This is a genomic window from Cupriavidus sp. PET2-C1 (assembly GCF_054515855.1).
The window spans coordinates 1,747,003-1,769,704 of record NZ_CM137259.1 but is presented as its reverse complement, the minus strand read 5'-3'; the positions used below and the strand labels follow the sequence as shown (position 1 = coordinate 1,769,704).

The window sequence follows — 22,702 nt, the reverse complement described above, 5'->3', positions numbered from 1 at the left end:
AACCCGCGCCACCCCTGAGCCAGGTGGCGCGGGCAAGACGACTTCAGAACAAAAACCAAGACAGACGTAGCCGCAACGACTAACCAGGAGAGATCGATGCAAGGGAAGGCCACACTGAAGTGCATGTTGCTGGGCGGGGTGCTTGCCACCGCTGCCGTGATGACGCCGGCCGCGCAGGCGGACACCAAATGGGACCTGCCAACCGGCTACCCGGTGAGCAACCTCCACACCGAAAACCTGCAGCAGATGGCCACCGATGTGGAGAAGGCCACGGGCGGCAAGCTCAAGATCGTGATCCATCCCAACGGCTCACTGCTCAAGGCCAACGAGATCAAGCGCGGCGTGCAGACCGGCCAGGTGCAGATGGGCGAGATCCTGATGTCGCTGCTGGCCAACGAGAACCCGGTATTCGGCGTGGATGCGGTGCCCTTCCTGGCGACCAGCTACCAGGACTCCTACAAGCTGTGGCAAGCCTCGCGCGCGGTCACCGACAAGGTGCTGGACAAGCAAGGCATGAAGCTGCTGTACGCGGTGGCCTGGCCGCCGCAAGGCATCTACGCCAACAAGCCGATCAACGCCGCGGCCGACATGAAAGGCCTGAAGTGGCGCGCGTATAACCCCGCCACCTCCAAGATCGCCGAACTGGTGGGCGCGCAGCCGGTCACCATCCAGGCCGCCGACCTGGCGCAGGCGCTCGCCACCGGCACCGTCAATTCGTTCATGTCCTCGGGCGCCACGGGTGTGGACACCAAAGTCTGGGAGAGCGTGAAGTACTTCTACACCGTCGATGCCTGGCTGCCGAAGAACATGCTGGTGGTCAGCAAGAAGTCCTTCGCCGCGCTGGACAAGCCAACCCAGGACGCCCTGCTCAAGACGGTGGCCGAAGCCGAGAAGCGCGGCTGGCAGATCTCGGAGCAAAAGACGCGTGAATACCTGGCCGTGCTCGGCAAGAACGGCATGGCGGTGCAGCCGCCCTCGCCCCAGTTGAAGCAAGACATGCAGAAGCTTGGCCAGGTGATGGTGGACGAATGGGCCAAGGGCGCCGGCGACGACGGCAAGGCCATCCTGGACGCATACAAGAAGTAGGCGTTGCCGTCATTGCCGTAGTTTGCGCCGTAGCCAATGCTGTAGTTGGCGCCCTAGCGAGAAACAAGCGATCCGTATCCGGCCACGGCGGCGTTGCCCGCCGCCTTGGCCTTGCTGCCGCAAGCCTCCCGCACCCTCTTTTTCACCGCATCAACCCTCCCCACTCGCCATGGAAGCCACTTCCGTCAACAAGCGCTGGCTGGACCGGCTGCTTGACCTGTTCGCCGTGCTCGGCGCGCTGTGCATCCTCGGGGTCTGCCTCATCATGATCCTGATGTCGTTCTCGCGCGAGACCACGTTTATCTTCAAGGGCGGCGACGATATCGTTGCATGGCTGTGCGCCGCCTCCGCCTTCCTGGTACTGGGCCAGACCTTCCAGCACGGCGGCATCGTCCGCGTGGAAATGCTGCTGGAGGCCGTCAAGCCGCGCGTGCGCTGGTGGCTGGAGCTGATCTCGCTGACCATCTGCGTGGTGTTCGCCGCCTATGCGACCTGGGCCTTGTTCAGCTTCGCCTGGCAGAGCTGGGAGATCGGCGATGTGTCGCAGGGCCAGATCGTCGTGCCGCTGTGGATTCCGCAGAGCTTTGCGGTGCTGGGCTGCGCCGGCTTCATGCTGGCGGTGCTGGACGAACTGTTGCGCGTGGCGCGCAAGCAAAAGCCGCGCTACCAGCTGGCGCAGGAAGCCAAGCTGGCCGCCGGCGACTTCGGGGAGACCGTCTGATGAGCACCGTCCTGATTTCCCTGATCCTGCTGGTGGTGATGATCGGCTTCCTGGTCATCGGCGCGTGGATTCCCGTAGCCATTGCCGTCACCTCCTGGGTGGGGCTGGTGGTGTTTGCCGATCGCGATGCGCTGGTCAACCTGGCCAATGCGTGGTGGTCGTCCAGCGCGTCGTATACCCTGGCCTCGCTGCCGCTCTTTGTGTGGATGGGCGAGATACTGTTTCGCACCAAGCTGTCCGAGCAGATGTTCAACGGGCTCTCGCCTTGGCTGAACTGGCTCCCCGGGCGCCTGATGCACGTCAACATCCTGGGCTGCGGCATCTTCGGTTCGGTGTCGGGCTCGTCCGCCGCCACCTGCGCCACCATCGCCAAGTCGGCGCTGCCCGAGCTGACCCGGCGCGGCTACGATGAGCGCGTGACGCTGGGCTCGCTGTCGTGCGCCGGCACGCTCGGCATCCTGATCCCGCCATCGATCACCATGGTGGTCTACGCGGTCTCGGCCGATGTGTCGATCATCCGCGTGTTCCTGGCCGGCTTCCTGCCCGGGTTGCTGCTGATGCTGCTGTTCTCCGGCTACATCGTGGTGTGGGCGCTGTCGAACCCGGACAAGACGCCGAAGGCAGAAATCTTCAACTGGCGCTCGCGGCTCGCCTCGATCCGCCAGCTGATGCCGTGCATCGTGCTGATCGCCTTTATCACCTGGATCATGATCACCGGCTACTCCACCGCCACGGAAGCGGCCGCCTACGGCGTGGTGGTGTCGCTGGCGCTGGCGTGGGTGGGCGGCTCGCTCACGCGCAAGGCATTCTGGGAAAGCCTGATGTCGGCCACCCGGCTGACCGCCATGATCATGTTCGTGCTGGGTGCGACCTCGTTCCTGTCGGTGACCATGAGCTTTACGGGCATTCCGCGCGCGCTGGCGGAATGGGTGGCCTCGATGCACCTGTCGCCCTGGGCGCTGATCGCCGTGCTGACCGTGATCTACATCCTGCTGGGCACCGCGCTCGATGGCATTTCCATGATCGCGCTGACCACCGCCACGGTGCTGCCGATGGTGCAGGCCGCGGGCTTCGATCTGGTATGGTTCGGGATATTCATCGTGCTGCTGGTGGAGATCGCCGAGGTGACGCCACCCGTAGGGTTCAACCTGTTTGTGCTGCAGAGCATGACTGGCAAGGACAGTAACTACATAGCGCGGGTCTCGCTGCCGTTCTTCATGATGATGGTGGTGGCCATCGGCATCGTCACGGTGTGGCCGCAGATCGTCACCTGGCTGCCCGATGTGGTGATGCAAAAAGAGCTGAAGTAATCTACGGAGCGCCATGCATGTGATCGTCATCGGCGCCGGTGTCATCGGCGTGTGCTCCGCGTGGTACCTGCGCGAGGCTGGCTTCGACGTAACCGTGGTCGAGCGCCGCGCGGCGCCTGCGCAGGAGTCGAGCTTCGGCAATGCCGGCGTGATCGCGCCGGGCTATGTCACCCCCTGGGCGGCGCCCGGCATGCCGGGCAAGGTGCTGCGCAACCTCTTCGCCAGCACCTCGCCCGTGCTGTTCCGGCCCAGCGCCGATCCGGCCATGTGGCGCTGGATCGCGCGCTGGCTGGGCGAATGCACGCTGGAGCGCTACCGCATCAACAAGCTGCGCATGCAGCGCCTGGCCTTCTACAGCCGGGAGTGCCTGCATGCGCTGCGCGGCCAGCTCCAGATCGACTACGAGCAATCTCAAGGCTACCTGCAGCTGTTCCGTACCCAGCGCGACCGGGACCTCGCCGAGCCGGCGCTGGCCCTGCTGCGCGAGCACAAGGTGCCGCACCGGCTGGTCGACGCCGACGGCTGCCGGCGCATCGAGCCTGGCCTGACCACCGACACGCCGCTGGCCGGCGGGCTGCACCTTCCCGAGGACGAATCCGGCAACTGCCCGATGTTCGTGCGCCGGCTGCGCGTGCTCGCCGAGGCCGCGGGCGTGCGCTTTCTCATGGACAGCGACGCCAGCGCCCTGCGGCCGTTGCCGGGCGGCAAGCTCTCGCTTGACCTGCGCGGCACCGGTGCCGGCGATGCCCGCAGCGCGCGCGAAACACTCACCGCCGATCGCGTGCTGGTCAGTGCAGGCATAGCCAGCGCCGCGCTGCTGCGCCCGCTGGGCCTGCGCATCCCCCTCTACCCCGTCAAAGGCTATTCCGCCACCGTGCAGGTCAGCGACGAGCTGCAGGCGCCGCTGGGCGCGCTGATGGACGAGTCCTACAAGGTCGCCATCACCCGCATGGGCAACCGCCTGCGTATTGCCGGCACCGCCGAGCTCGGCTCGCGCAAGCTCGACCTGCGCCCCGCAGCCATCAACACCTTGCTCAAGGTGGCGCGCGACTGGTTCCCGGTTGCAGGCCACTATGGCACGGCCACGCTGTGGGCCGGCGCCCGCCCGATGCTGCCCGATGGCCCGCCGCTGATCGGCGCCACGGCCGTGCCCGGGCTGTACCTCAACCTGGGCCACGGCTCCACCGGCTGGGCGATGGCATGCGGCTCCGGGCGCATTGCCGCCGACCTGATCGCAGGCAATCGCCCCGGCATCGACCTGGATGGCCTGACCCCCGACCGCTACGGCTTAGGCCCACGCTGACCATGCAAAGCTCTGCCCCGACGTCTCCCACGCTTGCCGCTGCGCCGCCCGACGATGCCTGGCTCCCGCTGGACGCGGCAAGCGCCAGCGCGATCCCGCTGTACGACGTGGCGGCCATCCGCCACATCGAAGCGGCCGCCATGGCCAGCCTGCCCGCCTTCGCGCTGATGTCCCGGGCCGGCACCGCGGCGGCGGCCTGGCTGGCGCACCACGCGCCCGCGGGCCCGCTGCTGCTGCTGGCCGGCCCGGGCAACAACGGCGGCGACGCGCTGGTGGCCGCCACCCGCCTGCACCAGGCCGGGCGCCAGGTCCAGGTGTGGCTGACGGCCGAGCCCGATCGCCTGCCCGCCGACGCCGGGCGAGCCTGGCTGGAGGCGCGCGCGGCTGGCGTGATACTGCACGCCATGCCGGAGTCCGCCTGCCATGGCACCCTGCCGCCGTTTCCCCCGGACACCTGCGCGCTGGTCGACGGCTTGCTCGGCATTGGCCTGAACCGCACCGCCGATGGCTTCACGGCGCAGTGGATCGCGCACCTTGCCGAGTCCCGGCTGCCCGTGTTCTCGCTCGATATCCCGAGCGGGCTGTTCGCCGATACCGGCGCCGGCGCGCCGGCGGTACGCGCTTCGCGCACTCTCACCTTCATCGGCGCCAAGCCGGGCCTGCTCACGCTCGACGGGCGCGATTGCGCGGGCGAGGTAGATATCGCCCCGCTCGGCCTGAACTATCCGCCGGCCCAGCCTGCCTGCGCCACGGTCAACGTGCCGGCGTCGTTCGCATCGGCGCTGCCCACGCGGCGCCATGCCACCAACAAGGGCACGTTCGGCTCGCTCGCCGTGATCGGCGGCGGCATCGGCATGACCGGCGCACCGCTGCTTGGCGCGCGTGCCGCGCAGCACCTTGGCGCCGGGCGCGTGCACATCGCCTTCCTGGCGCAGCCCGCGCCGCTAATCGACCCCGTGCACCCGGAGCTGATGCTGCACCCGATCGCGGAGATCGAGCTGACCAATATGTCCGCGCTGGTGATCGGCCCGGGCATGGGCACAGGCACGGCGGCGCGCAAGCAGCTGGCGCAGTTGCTGCAAGCCAGCGTGGCCGCCACCGAGCCGCCCGCGCTGGTGCTGGATGCCGATGCGCTGAACCTGCTGGCCGCGGACCCCGCGCTTGCCGCCATGCTTGGCGGCGGCCCGCCGGTGCGCGTGATGACGCCGCACCCGCTCGAAGCCGCGCGCCTGTCCGGCATCAGCGTGGCCGAGATCCAGCGTGACCGCCTGACGGCGGCGCGCTCGCTGGCGGCCCAGTGGCAGGCCGTGGTCGTGCTCAAGGGCTCGGGCACGGTGATCGCGTCGCCACCGGATGCGCTCGGCAGCGTGTCGTTATCGATCAACCCGACCGGCAATGCCGGGCTGGCCACCGCCGGCACCGGCGACGTGCTGGCCGGCATGATCGGCGCTCTGCTGGCCCAGGGCATGCCGGCGCTGCAAGCCGCGCAGGCTGCGGTCTGGCTGCACGGGCGCGCCGCCGACCACCTGGTGGCGCAGGGCACCGGCCCCGCCGGCCTGACCGCGAGCGAGCTCTACCTGCCGGTGCGCGACCTGTTCAATGCCCTGCTGCGGGCGCAGCAGGCATGAGCAAGGCGACGGATAGCGGCGCCCGCCTGCAGGCCGCCGCCAGCCGCTCGCCGGCCCGGCGCCAGCTGCTCACCGGCGTGGCCCTGCTGGTGCTCGGCCAATGGATCCTCAGCCTGCTGGATGCCAGCAGCAAGACGCTGACCCAGCAGGGCCTGCCGGTGGTGGGCGTGGCCTGGGTACGCTACGTGGGCCATGTGGCCGCGATCTTCCTGCTGCTGGGGCCGGCGCGCTTGCGCCAGCAATGGCGCCCCGCGAAGCCGGGCCTGCAGTGGCTGCGCGGGGGGATGATGCTGGTCTCGACGCTGGTGTTCTTCAGCGTGCTCAAGCTGATGCCGCTGGCCGAGGCCACGGCGCTGAATTTCTGCGCGCCGCTGTTCGTGGTGGCGTTGTCGCCCTGGCTGCTGGGCGAGCGCCCGAGCGCGCATGCGCGCGTCAGCCGCTGGAGCGGCGTGGCTATCGGCTTCGTCGGCATGCTGATCGTGGTGCGCCCCGGCGGCGAGCTGAGCGGGGCCGGCATTGCGCTGGGCTTGTTGTCGGCACTGGTGTTCGCGCTGATGCAGATGCTGACGCGGCGCATTGCCGCCCATGACGCGCCCATGACCACCTTGATCCAGAGCGGCGTGACCGGCGCCGTCCTGACCACGCTGCTGGTGCCCTTCTTCTGGTTCGAAGCGGCACCCACGCCGCTGCAAGCCGTGCTCCTGCTGAGCACCGGCATCACCGGCTCGATTGGCCACTATTTTGTGATTCGCGCGTTCCAGTACGCGGATGCGTCGTTCCTCAGCCCCTTCCTCTACCTGCAGATCCTGTCGGCGACGACCATCGGCTACCTGGCGTTCGGCCAGTTGCCGGACTGGATCACCGCGCTCGGCGTGGCGGTGATCTGCGTGGGCGGGGTGTGCGTGGCGGGGGGCGAGTCAGCGCTGCGGGCGGTCGCGCGCCGGCTCGGGCGCCCCGGCTGACGGGAGCACAGCGCCGGCGCGCGAAGGAATGCGCCCGGCGATCGATCCCCTCGGAAGCACTAATGCCGTCTTTTGCCGCCAAAACGCCGAGTCGTGCCAGACGGGCGCGTTATACTTGAGACGCTCCTGACCGTTGCGCAAGGCCAGCCGGGCTGGCTGCCGGGGAGCATTGATATCTAGCGGAAACACCAAGCTTGACACGGTACTTCCGCGCTGTCCTTCAAAGATTTCCGCACGCATGCCCACAGACCTCCACGCCTGGCACTCCCTTCTGCAACACCACGACGCCATTCGCGAAACGCCGATGCGCGAGTGGTTTGCCGCCGGCTCCGCGGAACAACGCGTCGAGCAGTTCTCGCTGGAAGCCGCAGGCCTGTATCTCGATTACTCCAAGAACCGCATCACGCCGCAGACCATGGCATTGCTGATGCAACTGGCGGATGAAGCTGGCGTGCCCAAACGCCGCGATGCCATGTTCGCCGGCGACCACATCAACGCCACCGAGGACCGCGCGGTCCTGCACATCGCGCTGCGCGCCAGTGCCGGCGCAACGTTCAAGGTCGACGGCAAGCCCGTCATGCCCGCCATCCACGCCGTGCTGGACCGCATGCGCGTGTTCTCGCAGCGCGTGCGCAGCGGCGACTGGACCGGCTTCACCGGCAAGCGCATCACCGATGTCATCAACATCGGCATCGGCGGCTCGGACCTGGGCCCGCGCATGGTGTGCCGCGCGCTCTCGCACCTGGCCGGCAGCGGCCCGCGCATGCATTTCGTCTCCAACGTGGACGGCACCGAACTGGCCGAATGCCTGGACCGGCTCGACCCCGAGCAAACCCTGGTGATCGTCTGCTCCAAGACCTTCACCACGCTCGAGACCATGGCCAACGCCTGCAGCGCGCGCCAGTGGTTCCTCGACAAAGGCGTGGCCCTGGACCAGCTGGCCAGCCATTTTGCCGCGGTGTCGACCAATGTGGAGGCGGTGCGCGCCTTCGGCATCGACCCGGCGCACATGTTCGAATTCTGGGACTGGATCGGCGGGCGTTTCTCGCTGTGGTCCTCGGTCGGACTGTCGATTGCGCTAGCGGTGGGCTTCGACGCGTTTGAAGACCTGCTGATCGGTGGCCGCGCCATGGATGCGCATTTCAGCAGCGCGCCGCTGGCGCAGAACATGCCCGTGGTGCTGGGCATGCTCGGCATCTGGTACCGCAACTTCTTCGGCATGCCGACCAGCTGCATGGCGCCGTACTCCACCTCGCTCGAATTGTTCCCTGCCTTCCTGCAGCAGCTGGAAATGGAGAGCAACGGCAAATCGGTGCAGCTTGACGGCCGCCACGTGCGTGCCCATACCGCACCGGTGGTCTGGGGCTCCGCCGGCACCAACGGCCAGCACGCCTATTTCCAGCTGATCCACCAGGGCTCGCAGATCGTGCCGGTGGATTTCGTGGCGCCGCTGCGCCCGCCGCGCCTGCTGCCCGGCCATCACGCCAAGCTGCTGGCCAACTGCTTTGCCCAGGCCGAGGCGCTGATGCTCGGGCGCACGGCCGAGGAACTGCGCGCCACGGGCCTCACCGACGAGATCCGTATCGCCCACATGGTGTTCGAGGGCAACCGGCCGAGCAACACGCTGCTGATGGAAGACATCACGCCGCATACGCTCGGCGCGCTGATCGCGCTCTACGAACACCGCACCTTCGTGCAAGGCGTGGTCTGGAACATCAACTCGTTCGACCAATGGGGCGTGGAGCTCGGCAAGATCCTGGCCAAGCCGATCGAGGGCGAGCTTAACAATGCGGCAAGTGCCGCCGCCGGGCAGCACGATGCATCGACCGGCAGCCTGATTGCGCGCGCGCGCGCGGCGCTCGGCAGCGCCTGACGCAGCGTTTTATCAAACCGGCGCGGTCATCCACTCGTCGCTGGCAACCCGTCCGGCTTCGATGGTCAGGATGCGGCCGCAACGGGCCGCAACGGAGCGATCGTGCGTGACCAGCACCAGGGTGGAACCGGCATCGCGGTTCAGCTCGAACATCAGCGCAATCACGGCCTCCCCGGTGGCCGTATCCAGGCTCCCGGTAGGCTCATCGGCAAAGAGGATGTCGGGCCGGGCCACAAACGCCCGCGCCAGCGCCACGCGCTGCTGCTCGCCGCCGGAGAGCGTGCGCGGATAGTGGGAAAGGCGCCCGCTCAGCCCCACGCGGGCCAGCATGTCGGCGGCGCGCTCGCGCACGCCCGCGGTCTCTCCGCGCAACTCCAGCGGCAACATGACGTTTTCCAGGGCGCTCAGGTGCCCGACCAGCTGGAACGACTGGAACACAAAACCCACATGGCGCCCGCGCTGCGCTGCCCGCTGGTCTTCGTCGAGCTGGAACAGGTCCTGCCCGTTGAGCTTGACGGTGCCCGTGGTGGGCAGGTCCAGGCCTGCCAGCAAGCCCAGCAGGGTTGATTTGCCCGAGCCGGATGCGCCCACAATGGCCAGCGTTTCTCCGGGCGTGACGGAAAACGTCACGTCGTGCAAAATCGTCAGCGAACCTGTCGTGTCGGCTACGGTCTTTCCTAATGACTCGACTGCAAGAATGGATGAAGACATGAGCAAGAAGTTCTGGTGCGGTTGGCGAAAACTGGCGCTGGCGGTGTGCGTGACCACGCTGCTGCCCGCGATGGTGCCGGCCACGGCGTCGATGGCGCGGGCGGCAACGCCCGCCATCCTGGTGCTGGGCGACAGCCTGTCCGCCGAGTATGGCCTGGCCCGCAATACAGGCTGGGTCAAGCTGATGGAGGCGCGGCTGCGGGAGGAACGTTTCGATTATAGCGTCGTGAACGCCAGCGTCAGCGGCGAGACCACGGTGGGCGGCAAGACGCGCTTGCCCGACCTGCTGGCAAGGCACCATCCGGCCGTGGTCATCGTGGAGCTGGGCGCCAACGATGCCTTGCGCGGCCTGCCGCTGCAGACCACCGAGGCCAACCTGCGCAGCATCGTCACCAGCGCGCAGCAAGCCAAGGCCAGCGTGCTGCTGGTGGGCATGCGCATCCCGCCCAACTACGGGCTGGACTACACCGAGCGATTCTTCTCGATCTACCCCAAGCTGGCCGGCGAGTACAAGCTCCGGCTGGTGCCCTTCCTGCTGGAGCAAGTCATCGCCAAGCCAGAGTGGTTCCAGGCGGACCGCCTCCATCCCACGGCGCAGGCGCAGGGCACGCTGCTCGATACCGTCTGGCCGCAGCTCAAGCCCTTGCTGAAGGCACCAGCGGCCGAGACAGCTGCCCGGTAGTTGTCGGCGGCTTTGCCATAAAGAGAAAGGCGCCCGAAGGCGCCTTTCTCTTTATGGCTGCGAGCGGCAGTATTACTGCGCGCCAGCGCCGCTGGCCGGAGCCGCTTCCGTCGTGGCAGCGGGCTTGAGCAGCTTCACCTTGGCCCGGTCCTTCAGGCCTTCGTAGAAGGCTTCCAGCTGGCTCTGGCCCAGCATCTGGCCCAGTTGCTGCGCCTCGCCCTGGCGCTGCGCGGCATCCGCCTGCGCAGGCTGGCTGACCTTGCCGATGCGATAGATCGCGTAGCCGTCGGCACCCAGATCCACGCCGACATACGCGGGCAGCTTGGCGGTATCGGCACGCATCACGGCTTCCACCGCCTTCGGTGCCAGGCCGTCGGCCTTGGCACGCGAGACGGTTACCGATGCGCCGAAGCCGTCGGCGCCGCCGCTCTTCTTCAACGCGTCAAGACGTTCAGCGCCTGCCTTGGCGGCAAGCTCGGCTGCCTGCTGCGCGATATAGCCTTCACGCACCTTGGCCTGCACGTCTTCGAACTTGCGCACCGTGGCCGGGCGGTAGTCGACGATGCGCGCCGCCACCAGCGTGGTGGGGCCAACCTGCACGGCCTCGGTGTTGCGCTTGTTCTTGACGGATTCATCGCTGAACAGCGCCTTGAGCAGCTTCTCGTTATTGAGCGGGTTTTGCGCGCCCAGGGCCGGGTTCGGCTGGCGGGTCACGTTGTCGGCGCTCTGGATCGTCAGCTTGAACTTGTCGGCAGCCGGCTTGAGGCTGTCGGACTGTTCATAGACCGTATTGCCAAACGTGTCGGCCAGTTCGGTGTACTTCTTGGCGGCGAGTTGCTTGCGCAACTCCACTTCCAGTTCGGTACGGACCTGGTCAAGCGGCTTGGTCTCGGCCGGCTTGATGCCGGTGAGCTTGATGATGTGATAGCCGTAGTCGGTCTCGACCACGTCGCTGATCTGGCCATCCTTGAGCGCATACATCGCGTCTTCAAACGGCTTGACCAGCGCGCCACGGCCCATGAAGCCGAGGTCGCCGCCCTTCTCCGCCGAGCCCGGGTCCTGCGACTGCTTGCGGGCCACGTCGGCAAACGTCTCGGGATGCTTGCGCAGGTCCTCGAGCAGCTTGGTGGCTTTTTCCTTGGCGGCCTGGCGCTCCGCGGCCGGGGCATCCTTGGGCGAGCCAATCAGGATGTGGCTGGCGCGGCGCTGCTCGTCGGTGCGAAAGCGCGCGATGTTGCTGTCGTAGTAGGACTTGAGCTCTTCGGGCGTGACCGGCGTCGAGGCGGCCAGCGCGTCGGCCGACAGCACCAGGTATTCGACCTTGGCTTGCTCGGGCACCGAGAACGCTGCCTTGTGGCTTTCGTAGTACGCCTTCAGCGCGGCGTCATCCGGATTGACCTTGGCGGTAAAATCGGCCGGCTTGATCTGCAGCGCCTGCACGTCGCGCTGCTGGTCGCGAATGGCGATCAGGCGGTCCAGCAAGGACTTCGGCACGAAGGCGGTAGCGCCAACCGAGGAGCTGAGCTGCTGCGTGGCCAGGTCGAAACGCATGCGGGCGTCGAACTGCTCGGGCGTCATGCCTTGCTGGGCCAGCAGGCCGACGTAGGCCTTGTCGTCGATCGTGCCGTCTGTCTTCTTCGGCAACTGGGCGATGGCGGGAATGCTGCTGATCGTCTCGAGCAAGCGTTCATTGGAAACGGTCAGGTGCTTCTTGGCCACCTCATCCGCTACCACGCGCTGCAGGATCAGCTGGTCGAGCACCTGCTGGCGTGCCTGCGCGCCTTCGAACTGGCGCGGGTCGTAGTTCGTGCCAAGCATCTGGCGCATGCGCTCGCTCTGGTCACGCACCACGTTATCCACTTCTTGCGCCGTGATAGCGCGGCCGTCGACCTTGGCAAGGTCGTGCGAGCTGTCCATGAAACGCGAGTAGCTCTCCACGCCGAAGAACACAAACGACGGGAAGACAAGCACCAGCAGCAGCAAAAGCATCAAGCGCCGGTTGTTGCGTACGAAATCAAGCATGCTGACTCAGGAAAAGGGTTGTACGAACGGCAAACTCCGGGATTCTATCAGGAGCGGCAGGCTTCACGCGATTTGCAGCCCTGCGGCGCAATTGGCGAGCCATATCTGCCCTTGCCGGACGGGTGCTCCGGGACACTGCAAGCCGGAGCCGGTTTGATCAAGAACGGAGCGCGGAATGGGTAAAGCGATGCGATGCGCAAAAAGCAAAACGGGCCACTAAGGGCCCGTTTTGCTGACTGCTTGTTTGGCGGAGTGGACGGGACTCGAACCCGCGACCCCCGGCGTGACAGGCCGGTATTCTAACCAACTGAACTACCACTCCTGAATCGGTGTTGCAGGATGCATCCGTGTGTCGGGCTTGTCTTGCGGCAGGAGCGATGGTGGGTGCTGAGGGGCTCGAACCCCCGACCTACGCCTTGTAAGGGCGCCGCTCTACCAACTGAGCTAAGCACCCGCTCGTACCGCAGCCGCACTGCATGCTGCAAGCATCGCCGCGCACATATCAGAGTAATTACTGCTGTTTGCGTTGCGAGGGCGCAAGTGTAATACAGCCTTTGGCGTTTTGCCAAGTATTCTTCGCAGGCATTTTTACAGGCCGGAAAATGCACCTGCACCTTGCGCAAGGTGGCACGGATCGCAGGCGGAACAGGAGACAAAATAGAAAAACGCCGCGGGGGACACCCGCGGCGTTTTTCATGCGCTGCCAGGAAGCTACGGCAGCATCAGCGAGACATCATCAGTGATGAATCATCTCGACCTTGGCAGCGCCCTTGTCCGCCACATCGGCAGGCTTGGCCACTTCTTCAGGCAGAGGCTCGGGCTTGCGCTCGAGCGCGAGTTCCAGGACCTTGTCGATCCAGCGCACCGGGATGATCTCGATGGCGTTCTTGACGTTGTCCGGAATCTCCGCGAGATCCTTCACGTTCTCTTCGGGGATCAGCACCAGCTTGATACCGCCGCGATGCGCCGCGAGCAGTTTCTCCTTGAGGCCACCGATCGGCAGGACTTCGCCGCGCAGCGTGATCTCACCGGTCATGGCCACGTCAGCGCGCACCGGAATGCCCGTGAGCACCGACACCAGCGCCGTGGTCATCGCACCGCCTGCCGAAGGGCCATCCTTGGGGGTGGCGCCTTCAGGCACGTGGATGTGGATGTCACGCTTCTCGAACATCTCGTCCGTGATGCCCAGACGACGTGCCCGCGAGCGCACCACCGAACGTGCTGCCTCGACCGACTCCTTCATCACGTCGCCCAGCGAACCGGTGCGGGTGATGTTGCCCTTGCCCGGCATGATCGCGGCTTCGATGGTCAGCAGATCGCCGCCCACTTCCGTCCACGCCAGACCGGTCACCTGGCCCACCTGGTTTTCCTTGCCGGCCAGCCCGAAGTCGTACTTGCGCACGCCAAGGAACTTGTCCAGGTTCTCGGACGCGACCTTGACCGTGCCGGTTTCCTTCTTGAGCAGCAGCAGCTTCACCACCTTGCGGGCGATCTTCGACACTTCACGCTCGAGCGAACGCACGCCCGCTTCCCGCGTGTAGTAGCGAATGATGTCGCGCAGGGCGTCTTCATTCACTTCCATCTCGCCGGGCTTCAGGCCATTGTTCTTGATCTGCTTGGGCAGCAGGTAGCGCTGGGCGATGTTGACCTTTTCTTCCTCGGTGTAACCCGACAGGCGAATCACTTCCATCCGGTCCAGCAACGGAGGCGGAATGTTGAGCGAATTGGAGGTCGCCACGAACATCACATCGGACAGGTCGAAATCGACCTCGATGTAATGGTCCTGGAACGTGTGGTTCTGCTCCGGATCCAGCACTTCGAGCAATGCCGACGACGGATCGCCGCGGAAATCCATGCCCATCTTGTCGATCTCGTCGAGCAGGAAGAGCGGATTGCGCACGCCGACCTTGGCCAGGCTTTGCAGGATCTTGCCGGGCATCGAGCCGATGTACGTACGACGGTGGCCACGGATCTCGGCCTCGTCGCGCACGCCACCCAGCGCCATGCGCACGAACTTGCGGTTCGTGGCACGTGCAACAGACTGCCCGAGCGAGGTCTTGCCCACGCCGGGGGGCCCAACCAGGCAGAGGATCGGCGCCTTCACCTTGTCCACGCGCTGTTGCACCGCAAGATACTCAAGGATGCGTTCCTTGACCTTCTCGAGACCGTAGTGGTCTTCATCCAGCACGCGCTCGGCGTTGGTGAGGTCGTTGTTGACCTTGCTCTTCTTGCGCCACGGCAGGTTGACCAGCGTGTCGATATAGTTGCGCACGACCGTGGCTTCCGCCGACATCGGCGACATCAGCTTGAGCTTCTTGAATTCGGCGTCGGCCTTTTTCTTGGCTTCCTTCGGCATGCGCGCAGCCTTGATGCGCTTGTCGAGTTCTTCCAGGTCGGCGCCTTCTTCGCCCTCGCCCAGTTCCTTCTGGATGGCCTTGACCTGCTCGTTGAGGTAGTACTCGCGCTGGCTCTTCTCCATCTGGCGCTTGACGCGGCCACGGATGCGCTTTTCCACCTGCAGGATGTCGATCTCGCCTTCGAGCTGCGACAGCAGGCTCTCCAGGCGCTCGGTGACATTCACCATCTCCAGGATCTTCTGCTTCTGCTCGAGCTTGATCGGCAGATGCGCGGCGATGGTGTCGGCCAGGCGACCCGGCTCGTCGATGCCCGACAGCGACGTCAGGATCTCGGGCGGGATCTTCTTGTTCAGCTTTACGTACTGGTCGAACTGCGACACGATGGCGCGGCGCAGCGCCTCCGTCTCGGCGGTCTCGACCGGGCCCGGCGGCACGGGCACGGCTTCGCACATGAAGTGCGATTCGTCTTCGCTCACTTCGCGGATATTCGCGCGCTGCGTGCCTTCCACCAGCACCTTGACGGTGCCGTCGGGCAGCTTGAGCATTTGCAGGATGTTGGCGATGCAGCCCACCTCATAGAGGTCGTCGGCGGTCGGCTCATCCTTGGCCGCCGTTTTCTGGGCCACAAGCATGATGCTCTTGCCCGCCTCCATCGCAGTTTCTAGCGCCTTGATGGACTTCGGACGTCCCACGAACAGTGGGATCACCATGTGCGGAAACACCACCACGTCGCGCAGCGGCAACAGTGGCAAGCGAATCGGCTCAGCCGGGAGGAGTTGTGTTCCGGACATCATTTTCCCCAGTCAGTCATTTAGGCGTAAATTGGGTCTCATGAATCGATTGCAAGACATCCTTTGCGCGCGATTCGATGCTAGTTGCAAAATGCTGCTCCCCGCACTTGCAAGACCCGTCCAAACAGCATACCCCCGTTTCCTCCCCTTCGTTTTACGAAAATGAAGAAAAAAAGCCGCTCGCTTTTCGCGAACGGCCTCTCAGGACTCGCTGCCGGCCTGGCATCGTCATAAGCGCCGGCGTTCGCGTCAGTTCGAACCAGCCACCTTAGGCTGTTCCTCGTACATCAGCAACGGCGGAGCGTCCCCGGTGATGGTGTTCTCATCGATCACCACCTTTTGCACGCCCTTGTAGTTAGGCAGGTCGTACATCACATCCATCAGCGATTGTTCGAGGATCGAACGCAGGCCACGTGCACCGGTCTTGCGGCGGATTGCCTTGCGGGCAATCGCGGAGAGCGCGGCCGGGCGGATTTCCAGCTCAACGCCTTCCATCGCCAGCAGCTTCTGGTACTGCTTGATCAGCGCGTTCTTCGGCTCGACCAGGATCTGCATCAGCGCGGCTTCGTCCAGCTTGGCCAGCGTAGCCACCACCGGGAGGCGGCCGATCAGTTCCGGGATCAACCCGAACTTGATCAGGTCTTCCGGCTCGACCTGCGGCAGCACTTCGCTGGCCTCGCGCTCTTCCTTGCTCTGCACCTGCGCGGCAAAACCGATACCGGTCTTGTCCGAACGCTGCATGATGACCTTTTCGAGGCCATCGAACGCACCGCCGCAGATAAACAGGATGTTGGTGGTATCCACCTGCAGGAAGTCCTGGTTCGGGTGCTTGCGGCCGCCTTGCGGGGGCACCGAAGCCATGGTGCCTTCGACCAGCTTCAACAGGGCCTGCTGCACGCCTTCACCGGAGACATCGCGGGTGATGGACGGGTTGTCGGATTTGCGCGAGATCTTGTCGATCTCATCGATGTAGACAATGCCGCGCTGTGCCTTTTCCACCTCGTAGTTGCAGTTCTGCAGCAACTTCTGGATGATGTTTTCCACGTCCTCGCCGACATAGCCGGCTTCGGTCAGCGTGGTGGCATCGGCGATCACGAACGGCACATTGAGCAGGCGCGCCAGCGTTTGCGCCAGCAGCGTCTTGCCCGAACCGGTGGGACCGATCAGCAGGATGTTGCTCTTGGACAACTCGACGTCGTCCTTCTTGCCGAGGTGCTTCAGGCGCTTGTAGTGGTTGTACACCGCTACGGCCAGGATCTTCTTGGCCTGCTCCTGCCCGATCACGTATTGATCCAGGCTTTCGCGGATCTCGTGCGGGGTGGGGAGATCGGACTTGGCCGAGGCCCCCGCGTCCTTGTCGGATGCAGCAGCCTCGTCGCGGATGATCTCGTTGCACAGGTCGATGCATTCGTCGCAAATGAACACCGACGGGCCCGCGATGAGCTTCTTTACCTCGTGCTGGCTCTTGCCGCAGAACGAGCAGTAAAGGAGCTTCTCGCTGGATGAACCTTTTTTATCCGCCATAGGAATCAGTCACATTAGCAGTGTGCGTGCCGCAGTGCCGGAGCGCTGCGGGGATACGCTTCAAACGCATCATACGCCAAAAAAAATGGCGCGGCGGGTAGACCCCCAAGCTGTGGGGCAAAAGCAAAAAACGAGGCACAAGGCCTCGTTTCTGTATAGCCTTCTTCGTTGCGGCCGGGCGGCGATACCCGAAGGATCGCCACCCGGCCCCTGCCCGGCCCGCCTTGCGGCAGCCGGGCCGGTCTGTCAGGCACGGCGGGCGAGCACCTTGTCGATCAGGCCGTAGTCCACTGCCTGCTCGCCGCTCATGAAATTGTCGCGATCGGTGTCGCGGGCAATCTTGTCGACCGGCTGGCCGGTGACTTCCGACAGGATCGTGTTGAGCCGCTCGCGCAGGTACAGGATCTCGCGGGCCTGGATCTCGATGTCCGAGGCCTGGCCGCGCGCGCCGCCCAGCGGCTGGTGGATCATGATGCGCGAGTTGGGCAGCGCCGAACGCTTGCCCTTGGCGCCAGCCGACAGCAGGAAGGCACCCATGCTGGCTGCCATGCCCATGCACAGCGTGGCCACGTCCGGCTTGACGAACTGCATGGTGTCGTAGATGGCAAGGCCAGCCGACACCGAGCCACCCGGCGAGTTGATGTAGAGCGAGATGTCCTTGTCGGGATTTTCGCTTTCCAGGAACAGCAACTGGGCGACCACCAGGTTAGCGGTCTGGTCGTTGACTTCGCCGACCATGAAAATCAGACGCTCCTTCAACAGGCGCGAATAGATGTCATAGGCGCGCTCGCCCCGACCGGACTGCTCAACCACCATCGGCACCAGCCCCAGTCCCTGCGTTTCCAGGGCGGAGGCCTGCGTGGTGGCCAGACGGTCAAGCAAATCATTGCGGGTCATGCAAGTTCTCCTGGAGTTCGGTAAGAGACAAGGCTGCGGCCAACGCGCCACGCGCGCCGGCCACGGGCCAGGCTCAGGCCTGCTGAGGCTGGTTGTTGCCTTCGGCAGTCAGTTCCTCGAAGGACACCGTCTTGTCGGTGACCTTGGCCTTGTCGCACACGAAATTTACCACGTTGTTTTCGAGCACGTAGGCCTCCATCTCGGCCAGGCGCTGTTGGTCACCGTAGTACCAGCGCATGACTTCCTTCGGGTCTTCGTAGCTCTTGGCGAAGTCTTCGATCTCGGCCTTGATCTGGTCTGCCTTGGCGTCCAGGCCGTGAGCCTTGACGATCTCGGCCAGGATCAGGCCCAGCTTGACGCGGCGCTCGGCTTGCTGCGTGAACATTTCGGCCGGGATGGGCATGTCCTTGGCGTTCGGCATGCCGCGTTGCTCCAGGTCGCGACGCGCCATTTCCACCAGGCGCTCCTGGTCTTGCTCGATCAGGGCCTTCGGCACTTCCAGCTCGCTCGCCTTCAACAGCGCGTCCATGACCTGGTCCTTCAGCATGGCGTGCGTGCGGCGCTTGACTTCGCGCTCCAGGTTTTCGCGGATGTCGGCGCGCATCTTCTCGACGCTGCCGTCGGCGATGCCCAGCGACTTGGCGAACTCGTCGTTCACTTCCGGCAGGTGCGCCCACTCGATCTTCTTGAGCGTGACGGTGAACTCGGCAGTCTTGCCGGCCACGTCCTTGCCGTGATAGTCCTCGGGGAACGCCAGCGGGAAAGTCTTGCTCTCGCCAACCTTCAGGCCCAGTGCGGCTTGCTCGAACTCGGGCAGCATGCGGCCTTCGCCCAGCACGAAGGCGAAGTCGTCAGCCTTGCCACCGGGGAATTCCACGCCGTCGATCTTGCCGACGAAGTCCAGGGTCACGCGGTCGCCGTTCTGGGCGGCCACTTCCGCACCGCCGTCGCCGTGCTCGCCGGCTTCGCCACGGGTGTGGTAATGCACGCGCTGCTTGCGCAGGATGTCGATGGTCTTGTCGACTTCGGCATCGCTGATTTCGGTCTTGGTGCGGGTCACTTCGGCACCAGCCAGGTCACCCAGCTTGACTTCCGGATAGACCTCGAAGGTCGCGTCGAAGGCCACTTCGTCTTCGCTCACGCCGTCGGTCTTGACTTCGAACTTCGGCTGGCCGGCAACCTTGACGTCTTGTTCTTTGGTGATGTCGAAGAACTTGCGGGCAGCCTTGTCGAAGCGCACTTCGAACTCGACTTGCTGGCCGTATTGCTTCTCGACCATCTTCATCGGTACCTTGCCGGGACGGAAACCGGACATCTTCACCGTCTTCGACAGGCGAACCAGACGTTCCAGCTTTTCCTTTTCGACTTCGGCCTTGGGAATGGCCAGGGTCACCTTGCGGTCCAGTTTGCCAAGGTTTTCAATGACATTCGACATGGTCGTTGATCCAATCCAGAGTGTTGTTGTGTTCGTAAGCGCACCCCGCTCGCGTGCCCGAGAAGACACAGGCAAAGCGACGGCAAATGCCGATACCCGGCACGCGAACCGCATCGCACGCAGCGGACACGCGCAAAAAATGGCGTTTCCAGAGCATCCGGGCGCAGGTCCACGCAAACGGAAAACGGGGATTATCGCACGGTTTTCATTCGGTTCCGGCAGTTTTTACCCGGGAACCGGCTCGGCGGGCACATCGCCGCTGGCCACGGTCCCCTGGCGCAAGGCGCGCACCAGCAGCCGTGCCGGATCGATGGCCTCGGCCAGCTCGAGTTCGAGCGGCAATGGCTCCCCTTCGATCTGGCTGGCCAGCAATTCCGCCCCCAATGCGGCCCAGGTGAGGCCGCGCGAGCCATATGCAAGTGCCGCGTAAAGCCCCGGCTGCCGAGGGATATCCCTTAGTCGTGCCCCGCTGAGCGCCGCGGCGTCCCGCGCCGCCTGCGCCTCGTCGGCCACGCGGCCGATCAGCGGCAGGCGGTTGTGCGAGACGCTGCGCACGCCCACATACCCTCTGAGCATTGCCGGGTCCAGGCTGGCGGCCGAGCCGGCAAGCGCCGGCAGCAATGCGCCAAGCCGGGCCAGGTTCTCGGCGTGCACAGCGGGGCGCTCATCCAGCGCGCCGGATTCCTGCGCATCCGGCTCGTAGCTGGAACCGATGCGCGCGGTGCCGTCCGCGGCGCGCGGCAGCAGGTAGCCGGTGCCGGTGACCACGCAATCAGGCCATTGCCCAAGGCGCGCCAGCTCTGCCGGCTCCAGCGTGGTGAGCTGGCCGCGCACCCGTTCGATCGTCATATGGCGCAGCGCGAGCAAGCGCAGCGCCTCGTAGGCGTTGGCCACGACCACCACCGGCGCCGCGGCCATCACCGTGCCCGCCTCGTCCAGCGCCTGCCAGCCATCCGCCACACGCGCCAGCCGCGCGACCCGGCTGCCGTAGCGCGCCGTTACCGCCGTCCCGGCCCGCGCCAGCTGCGCGCGGCAGATCTCGGGCGGCGGCGCCCAGCCGCCCTGCCCGAACCACAGCCCGCCGTGGGGCACAGGCGCGCCATGCCGGCTGGCGGCTTCCTCGGCGCTCATCCACCGCGCGAAATCCTCCGGAAAGCCCAGGGCGGCAAGGGCCGCCCGCTGGATATCCGCGTCCGCAACACCCGCACCGGTCTGCAGCACGCCGCAGCCCTGCCAGCCGGGCGCATGCCCCGCCGCCGCCAGCCCCGCCCAGGTCCGCAGGGCCTGCAGGTTGCCGGCGCGCGACAGGCGCGACAGGATGCTGTCATCCGAGGACAAGTGCGGATGCATGGCGGCGGCGCGGTGGGAGGATGTCAGCTGCGCCGGGCCGTCATGGGCATCGAACAAGGTCACGCGCCAGCCACGCGCGGCCAGCCTCTCAGTGACCGCGCAGCCGGCCAGGCCGGCGCCGATGACGATCGCGTGCCGCTCGGGCCACGCCGCGGCGGATGGCGGCGGCTGCCGCCGCGTGCCACGCATGACAGGAAAGCGCGCCACGGTCATCGGTGGCTCTGAGCCATACCCCGGTGCGGAACTGGCCACGAAGCCGGCTGCTTGCAAACCTTGCTGGAAGACACTGTCGGCCACATGCGTGGCCAGCGTGGCCCCCGGGCGCGCCAGCCGGGCCAGCCGCTTCATCAACTGCGGCTGCCACATATCGGAATTGCGGGCTGGCGAAAAACCATCCAGGCAGAAGGCGTCCGCCCCCAGCACCAGCCGCGGCAGCACGGCGGCGATATCGCCAAACGCCAGCGTCAGCGCAACCGCCCCACCCTCGAATTCCAGCCGGTGCAGGCCGGGCAGCGCCAGCGGCCATGCGGCCCTCAACTCGGCGGCCAGCGGTGCCAGCGCGCCAAGGCTGGCATGCATCGCGGCAAGCCCCTCGCTCGCGAACGGATGCTTCTCGATCGACACAAAGTGGAGCCGCCGGCAACGCTTGGGATCGTCACGCCATGCCTGCCAGGTTGCCAGGAAGTTCAGCCCCAACCCGAAGCCGGCCTCCACAATCACGAACTGGTCGCGCCCGCCCCAGGCCTGCGGCAAGCCGTTGCCGGCAAGGAAGACGTGACGGGCCCGCTCCAGGCCCTCCTCATTGCCGTGATAGGCCTCGTCGTAGCGCGGCGAGTATGGCAAGCCTGACGCGGAAAAAGCGGGCTCGGCGAGATCTAGGCTGCGTGACATGGACAAGGCAACAAGGTGACAACGTGAAGGTGACAGGGTGACAAGGTGACAAGCGTCGGGAGAACGGGAAATGCGCAGGAACGTCAGACGCGGAATGCACTGGAAGCGCATTGGAACCGGAGGATGGCGAAGGAGCCGGCAATCGCCCGCCAGGCGCGCCCTCCGGCATGCCGCCGGCCCGCCCCAAAGCCCGGCGATGGTAGCATAGCGCCCTGTGCCGCCGGCCCCTCCAGGCCGGCACCCGCACGCCCGCACGCCCTTTTCCCGCCTCGCCATGCTCAGCTACCGTCACGCCTTCCACGCCGGCAACCACGCCGATGTTCTCAAACACGCCATCGTGGTCCAGTTGCTGGAGCAGTTGAGCCAGAAGGACAAACCCTTCTGGTACATCGATACGCACGCTGGCGCCGGGCTGTACGCGCTCGATCACGCCTACGCGCAGAAAAAGGGCGAGTTCGAGACCGGCATCGCCCGGCTGTGGCAGGCCGCCGCCGCCAAGCGGCCCATGCCGACGCTGGTCGAGGATTACCTGGAACAGGTACGCACGCTGAACCCGGACGGCAACCTGAAGCACTACCCTGGCTCGCCCTGGCTCGCCTGGCAGATGCTGCGCGACGCGGACCGCCTGCGCCTGTTCGAGATGCACAGCACCGAAATCCAGGTGCTGCGCGACAACTTTCGTGGCGCCGGCCGCCGTGTCATGCTGTACGACGGCGACGGCTTTACCGGCATCAACGCCATCCTGCCCCCGCCGCCGCGCCGCGCGCTCGTGCTGATCGACCCCTCATACGAGGACAAACAGGACTACGGCCGCGTGGTGCGCAGCCTGCAGGATTGCCTGCAGCGCTTTGCCACCGGCATGTACGCGATCTGGTATCCCGAAGTGCAGCGCCGCGAATCCGTGCAGTTGCCGGTGCAGCTGAAAAAACTGCCGCTCAAGAGCTGGCTGCACGTCACCCTGCGCGTCAAGCACCCGGTCGCCGGCGGGCTGGGCCTGCACGGCAGCGGCATGTTCATCGTCAACCCGCCGTGGCGCCTGAAGGAAACCCTGGAGGCAGCCATGCCCGCCCTGGTGACGATGCTGCGCCAGGACGACGGCGCCGGCTTCACGCTGGAAGCGCAGGAAAGCTGATCCTCGCGCCGGCCGGGCCGCGCGCAG

16 protein-coding genes and 2 tRNA genes are annotated in these 22,702 nt (G+C 65.7%); 9 read left to right on the top strand and 9 right to left on the bottom strand.

The window, feature by feature from the left end:
• Positions 1 to 123 precede the first annotated feature (123 nt).
• The 7 genes from ACX12D_RS08125 (at position 124) to pgi (ending at position 8,883) form a co-directional block, all read left to right on the top strand.
• Positions 124 to 1,086, top strand: a complete 963-nt coding sequence (locus tag ACX12D_RS08125; RefSeq protein ID WP_441630916.1) for a TRAP transporter substrate-binding protein — start codon at positions 124 to 126, stop codon at positions 1,084 to 1,086.
• A 169-nt stretch (positions 1,087 to 1,255) separates the two neighbouring features.
• Positions 1,256 to 1,807, top strand: coding sequence for a TRAP transporter small permease subunit (locus ACX12D_RS08120; RefSeq protein WP_459373579.1), 552 nt, complete (start codon positions 1,256 to 1,258; stop codon positions 1,805 to 1,807).
• Positions 1,807 to 3,117, top strand: a complete 1,311-nt coding sequence (locus ACX12D_RS08115) for a TRAP transporter large permease (protein WP_459373578.1) — start codon at positions 1,807 to 1,809, stop codon at positions 3,115 to 3,117. Before ACX12D_RS08120 ends, ACX12D_RS08115 begins: the two co-directional genes overlap by 1 nt.
• 13 nt (positions 3,118 to 3,130) lie before the next feature.
• Positions 3,131 to 4,420 (top strand): D-amino acid dehydrogenase, encoded by a 1,290-nt coding sequence (locus tag ACX12D_RS08110; RefSeq protein WP_459373577.1) that lies wholly within the window; start codon positions 3,131 to 3,133, stop codon positions 4,418 to 4,420.
• 2 nt (positions 4,421 to 4,422) lie between these two features.
• Positions 4,423 to 6,048: an NAD(P)H-hydrate dehydratase gene (locus tag ACX12D_RS08105; protein ID WP_459373575.1), complete on the top strand. Its 1,626-nt coding sequence runs from the start codon at positions 4,423 to 4,425 to the stop codon at positions 6,046 to 6,048.
• The gene (locus ACX12D_RS08100) at positions 6,045 to 7,010 is read left to right on the top strand and encodes a DMT family transporter (RefSeq protein ID WP_459373574.1); all 966 of its coding nucleotides are present in this window, start codon (positions 6,045 to 6,047) and stop codon (positions 7,008 to 7,010) included. Before ACX12D_RS08105 ends, ACX12D_RS08100 begins: the two co-directional genes overlap by 4 nt.
• A gap of 238 nt (positions 7,011 to 7,248) precedes the next feature.
• Positions 7,249 to 8,883 carry a glucose-6-phosphate isomerase gene (gene pgi, locus ACX12D_RS08095; RefSeq protein ID WP_459373573.1) on the top strand — a complete coding sequence of 545 codons (1,635 nt, stop codon included), beginning with the start codon at positions 7,249 to 7,251 and terminating at the stop codon, positions 8,881 to 8,883.
• A 12-nt stretch (positions 8,884 to 8,895) separates the two neighbouring features.
• Here the strand turns inward: pgi and ACX12D_RS08090 are convergent, their stop codons facing one another.
• Positions 8,896 to 9,594 (bottom strand): ABC transporter ATP-binding protein, encoded by a 699-nt coding sequence (locus tag ACX12D_RS08090; RefSeq protein WP_441630817.1) that lies wholly within the window; start codon positions 9,592 to 9,594, stop codon positions 8,896 to 8,898.
• Here ACX12D_RS08090 and ACX12D_RS08085 point away from each other — a divergent pair.
• Entirely contained in the window at positions 9,593 to 10,276 is a 684-nt protein-coding gene (locus ACX12D_RS08085; RefSeq protein ID WP_459373572.1) for an arylesterase, read from the top strand. The genes ACX12D_RS08090 and ACX12D_RS08085 overlap by 2 nt on opposite strands.
• A 72-nt stretch (positions 10,277 to 10,348) precedes the next feature.
• On the opposite strand, the gene ACX12D_RS08080 is transcribed toward ACX12D_RS08085, so the two are convergent.
• The 8 genes from ACX12D_RS08080 to mnmC form a co-directional block, all read right to left on the bottom strand.
• A complete protein-coding gene (locus tag ACX12D_RS08080) occupies positions 10,349 to 12,298 on the bottom strand; it encodes a SurA N-terminal domain-containing protein (protein WP_459373571.1) in 1,950 nt (649 codons plus the stop codon).
• Positions 12,299 to 12,543: 245 nt separating this feature from the next.
• A tRNA-Asp gene (locus ACX12D_RS08075) sits at positions 12,544 to 12,620 on the bottom strand.
• 56 nt (positions 12,621 to 12,676) lie between these two features.
• Positions 12,677 to 12,752 (bottom strand) — tRNA-Val (locus ACX12D_RS08070).
• 282 nt (positions 12,753 to 13,034) lie between these two features.
• Positions 13,035 to 15,446: an endopeptidase La gene (gene lon / locus ACX12D_RS08065; RefSeq protein ID WP_459373965.1), complete on the bottom strand. Its 2,412-nt coding sequence runs from the start codon at positions 15,444 to 15,446 to the stop codon at positions 13,035 to 13,037.
• Between the two features lie 249 nt (positions 15,447 to 15,695).
• Positions 15,696 to 16,970, bottom strand: a complete 1,275-nt coding sequence (gene clpX, locus ACX12D_RS08060; RefSeq protein ID WP_006160855.1) for an ATP-dependent Clp protease ATP-binding subunit ClpX — start codon at positions 16,968 to 16,970, stop codon at positions 15,696 to 15,698.
• A 246-nt stretch (positions 16,971 to 17,216) separates the two neighbouring features.
• Positions 17,217 to 17,867: an ATP-dependent Clp endopeptidase proteolytic subunit ClpP gene (clpP, locus tag ACX12D_RS08055; RefSeq protein ID WP_043345919.1), complete on the bottom strand. Its 651-nt coding sequence runs from the start codon at positions 17,865 to 17,867 to the stop codon at positions 17,217 to 17,219.
• 73 nt (positions 17,868 to 17,940) lie between these two features.
• Positions 17,941 to 19,302 (bottom strand): trigger factor, encoded by a 1,362-nt coding sequence (tig, locus tag ACX12D_RS08050; RefSeq protein WP_441630808.1) that lies wholly within the window; start codon positions 19,300 to 19,302, stop codon positions 17,941 to 17,943.
• A gap of 225 nt (positions 19,303 to 19,527) precedes the next feature.
• Entirely contained in the window at positions 19,528 to 21,543 is a 2,016-nt protein-coding gene (mnmC, locus tag ACX12D_RS08045; RefSeq protein ID WP_459373569.1) for a bifunctional tRNA (5-methylaminomethyl-2-thiouridine)(34)-methyltransferase MnmD/FAD-dependent 5-carboxymethylaminomethyl-2-thiouridine(34) oxidoreductase MnmC, read from the bottom strand.
• Positions 21,544 to 21,817: 274 nt separating this feature from the next.
• Here mnmC and ACX12D_RS08040 point away from each other — a divergent pair, with 274 nt between their 5' ends.
• Positions 21,818 to 22,675, top strand: a complete 858-nt coding sequence (locus tag ACX12D_RS08040; RefSeq protein WP_043345913.1) for a 23S rRNA (adenine(2030)-N(6))-methyltransferase RlmJ — start codon at positions 21,818 to 21,820, stop codon at positions 22,673 to 22,675.
• Positions 22,676 to 22,702 lie beyond the last annotated feature (27 nt).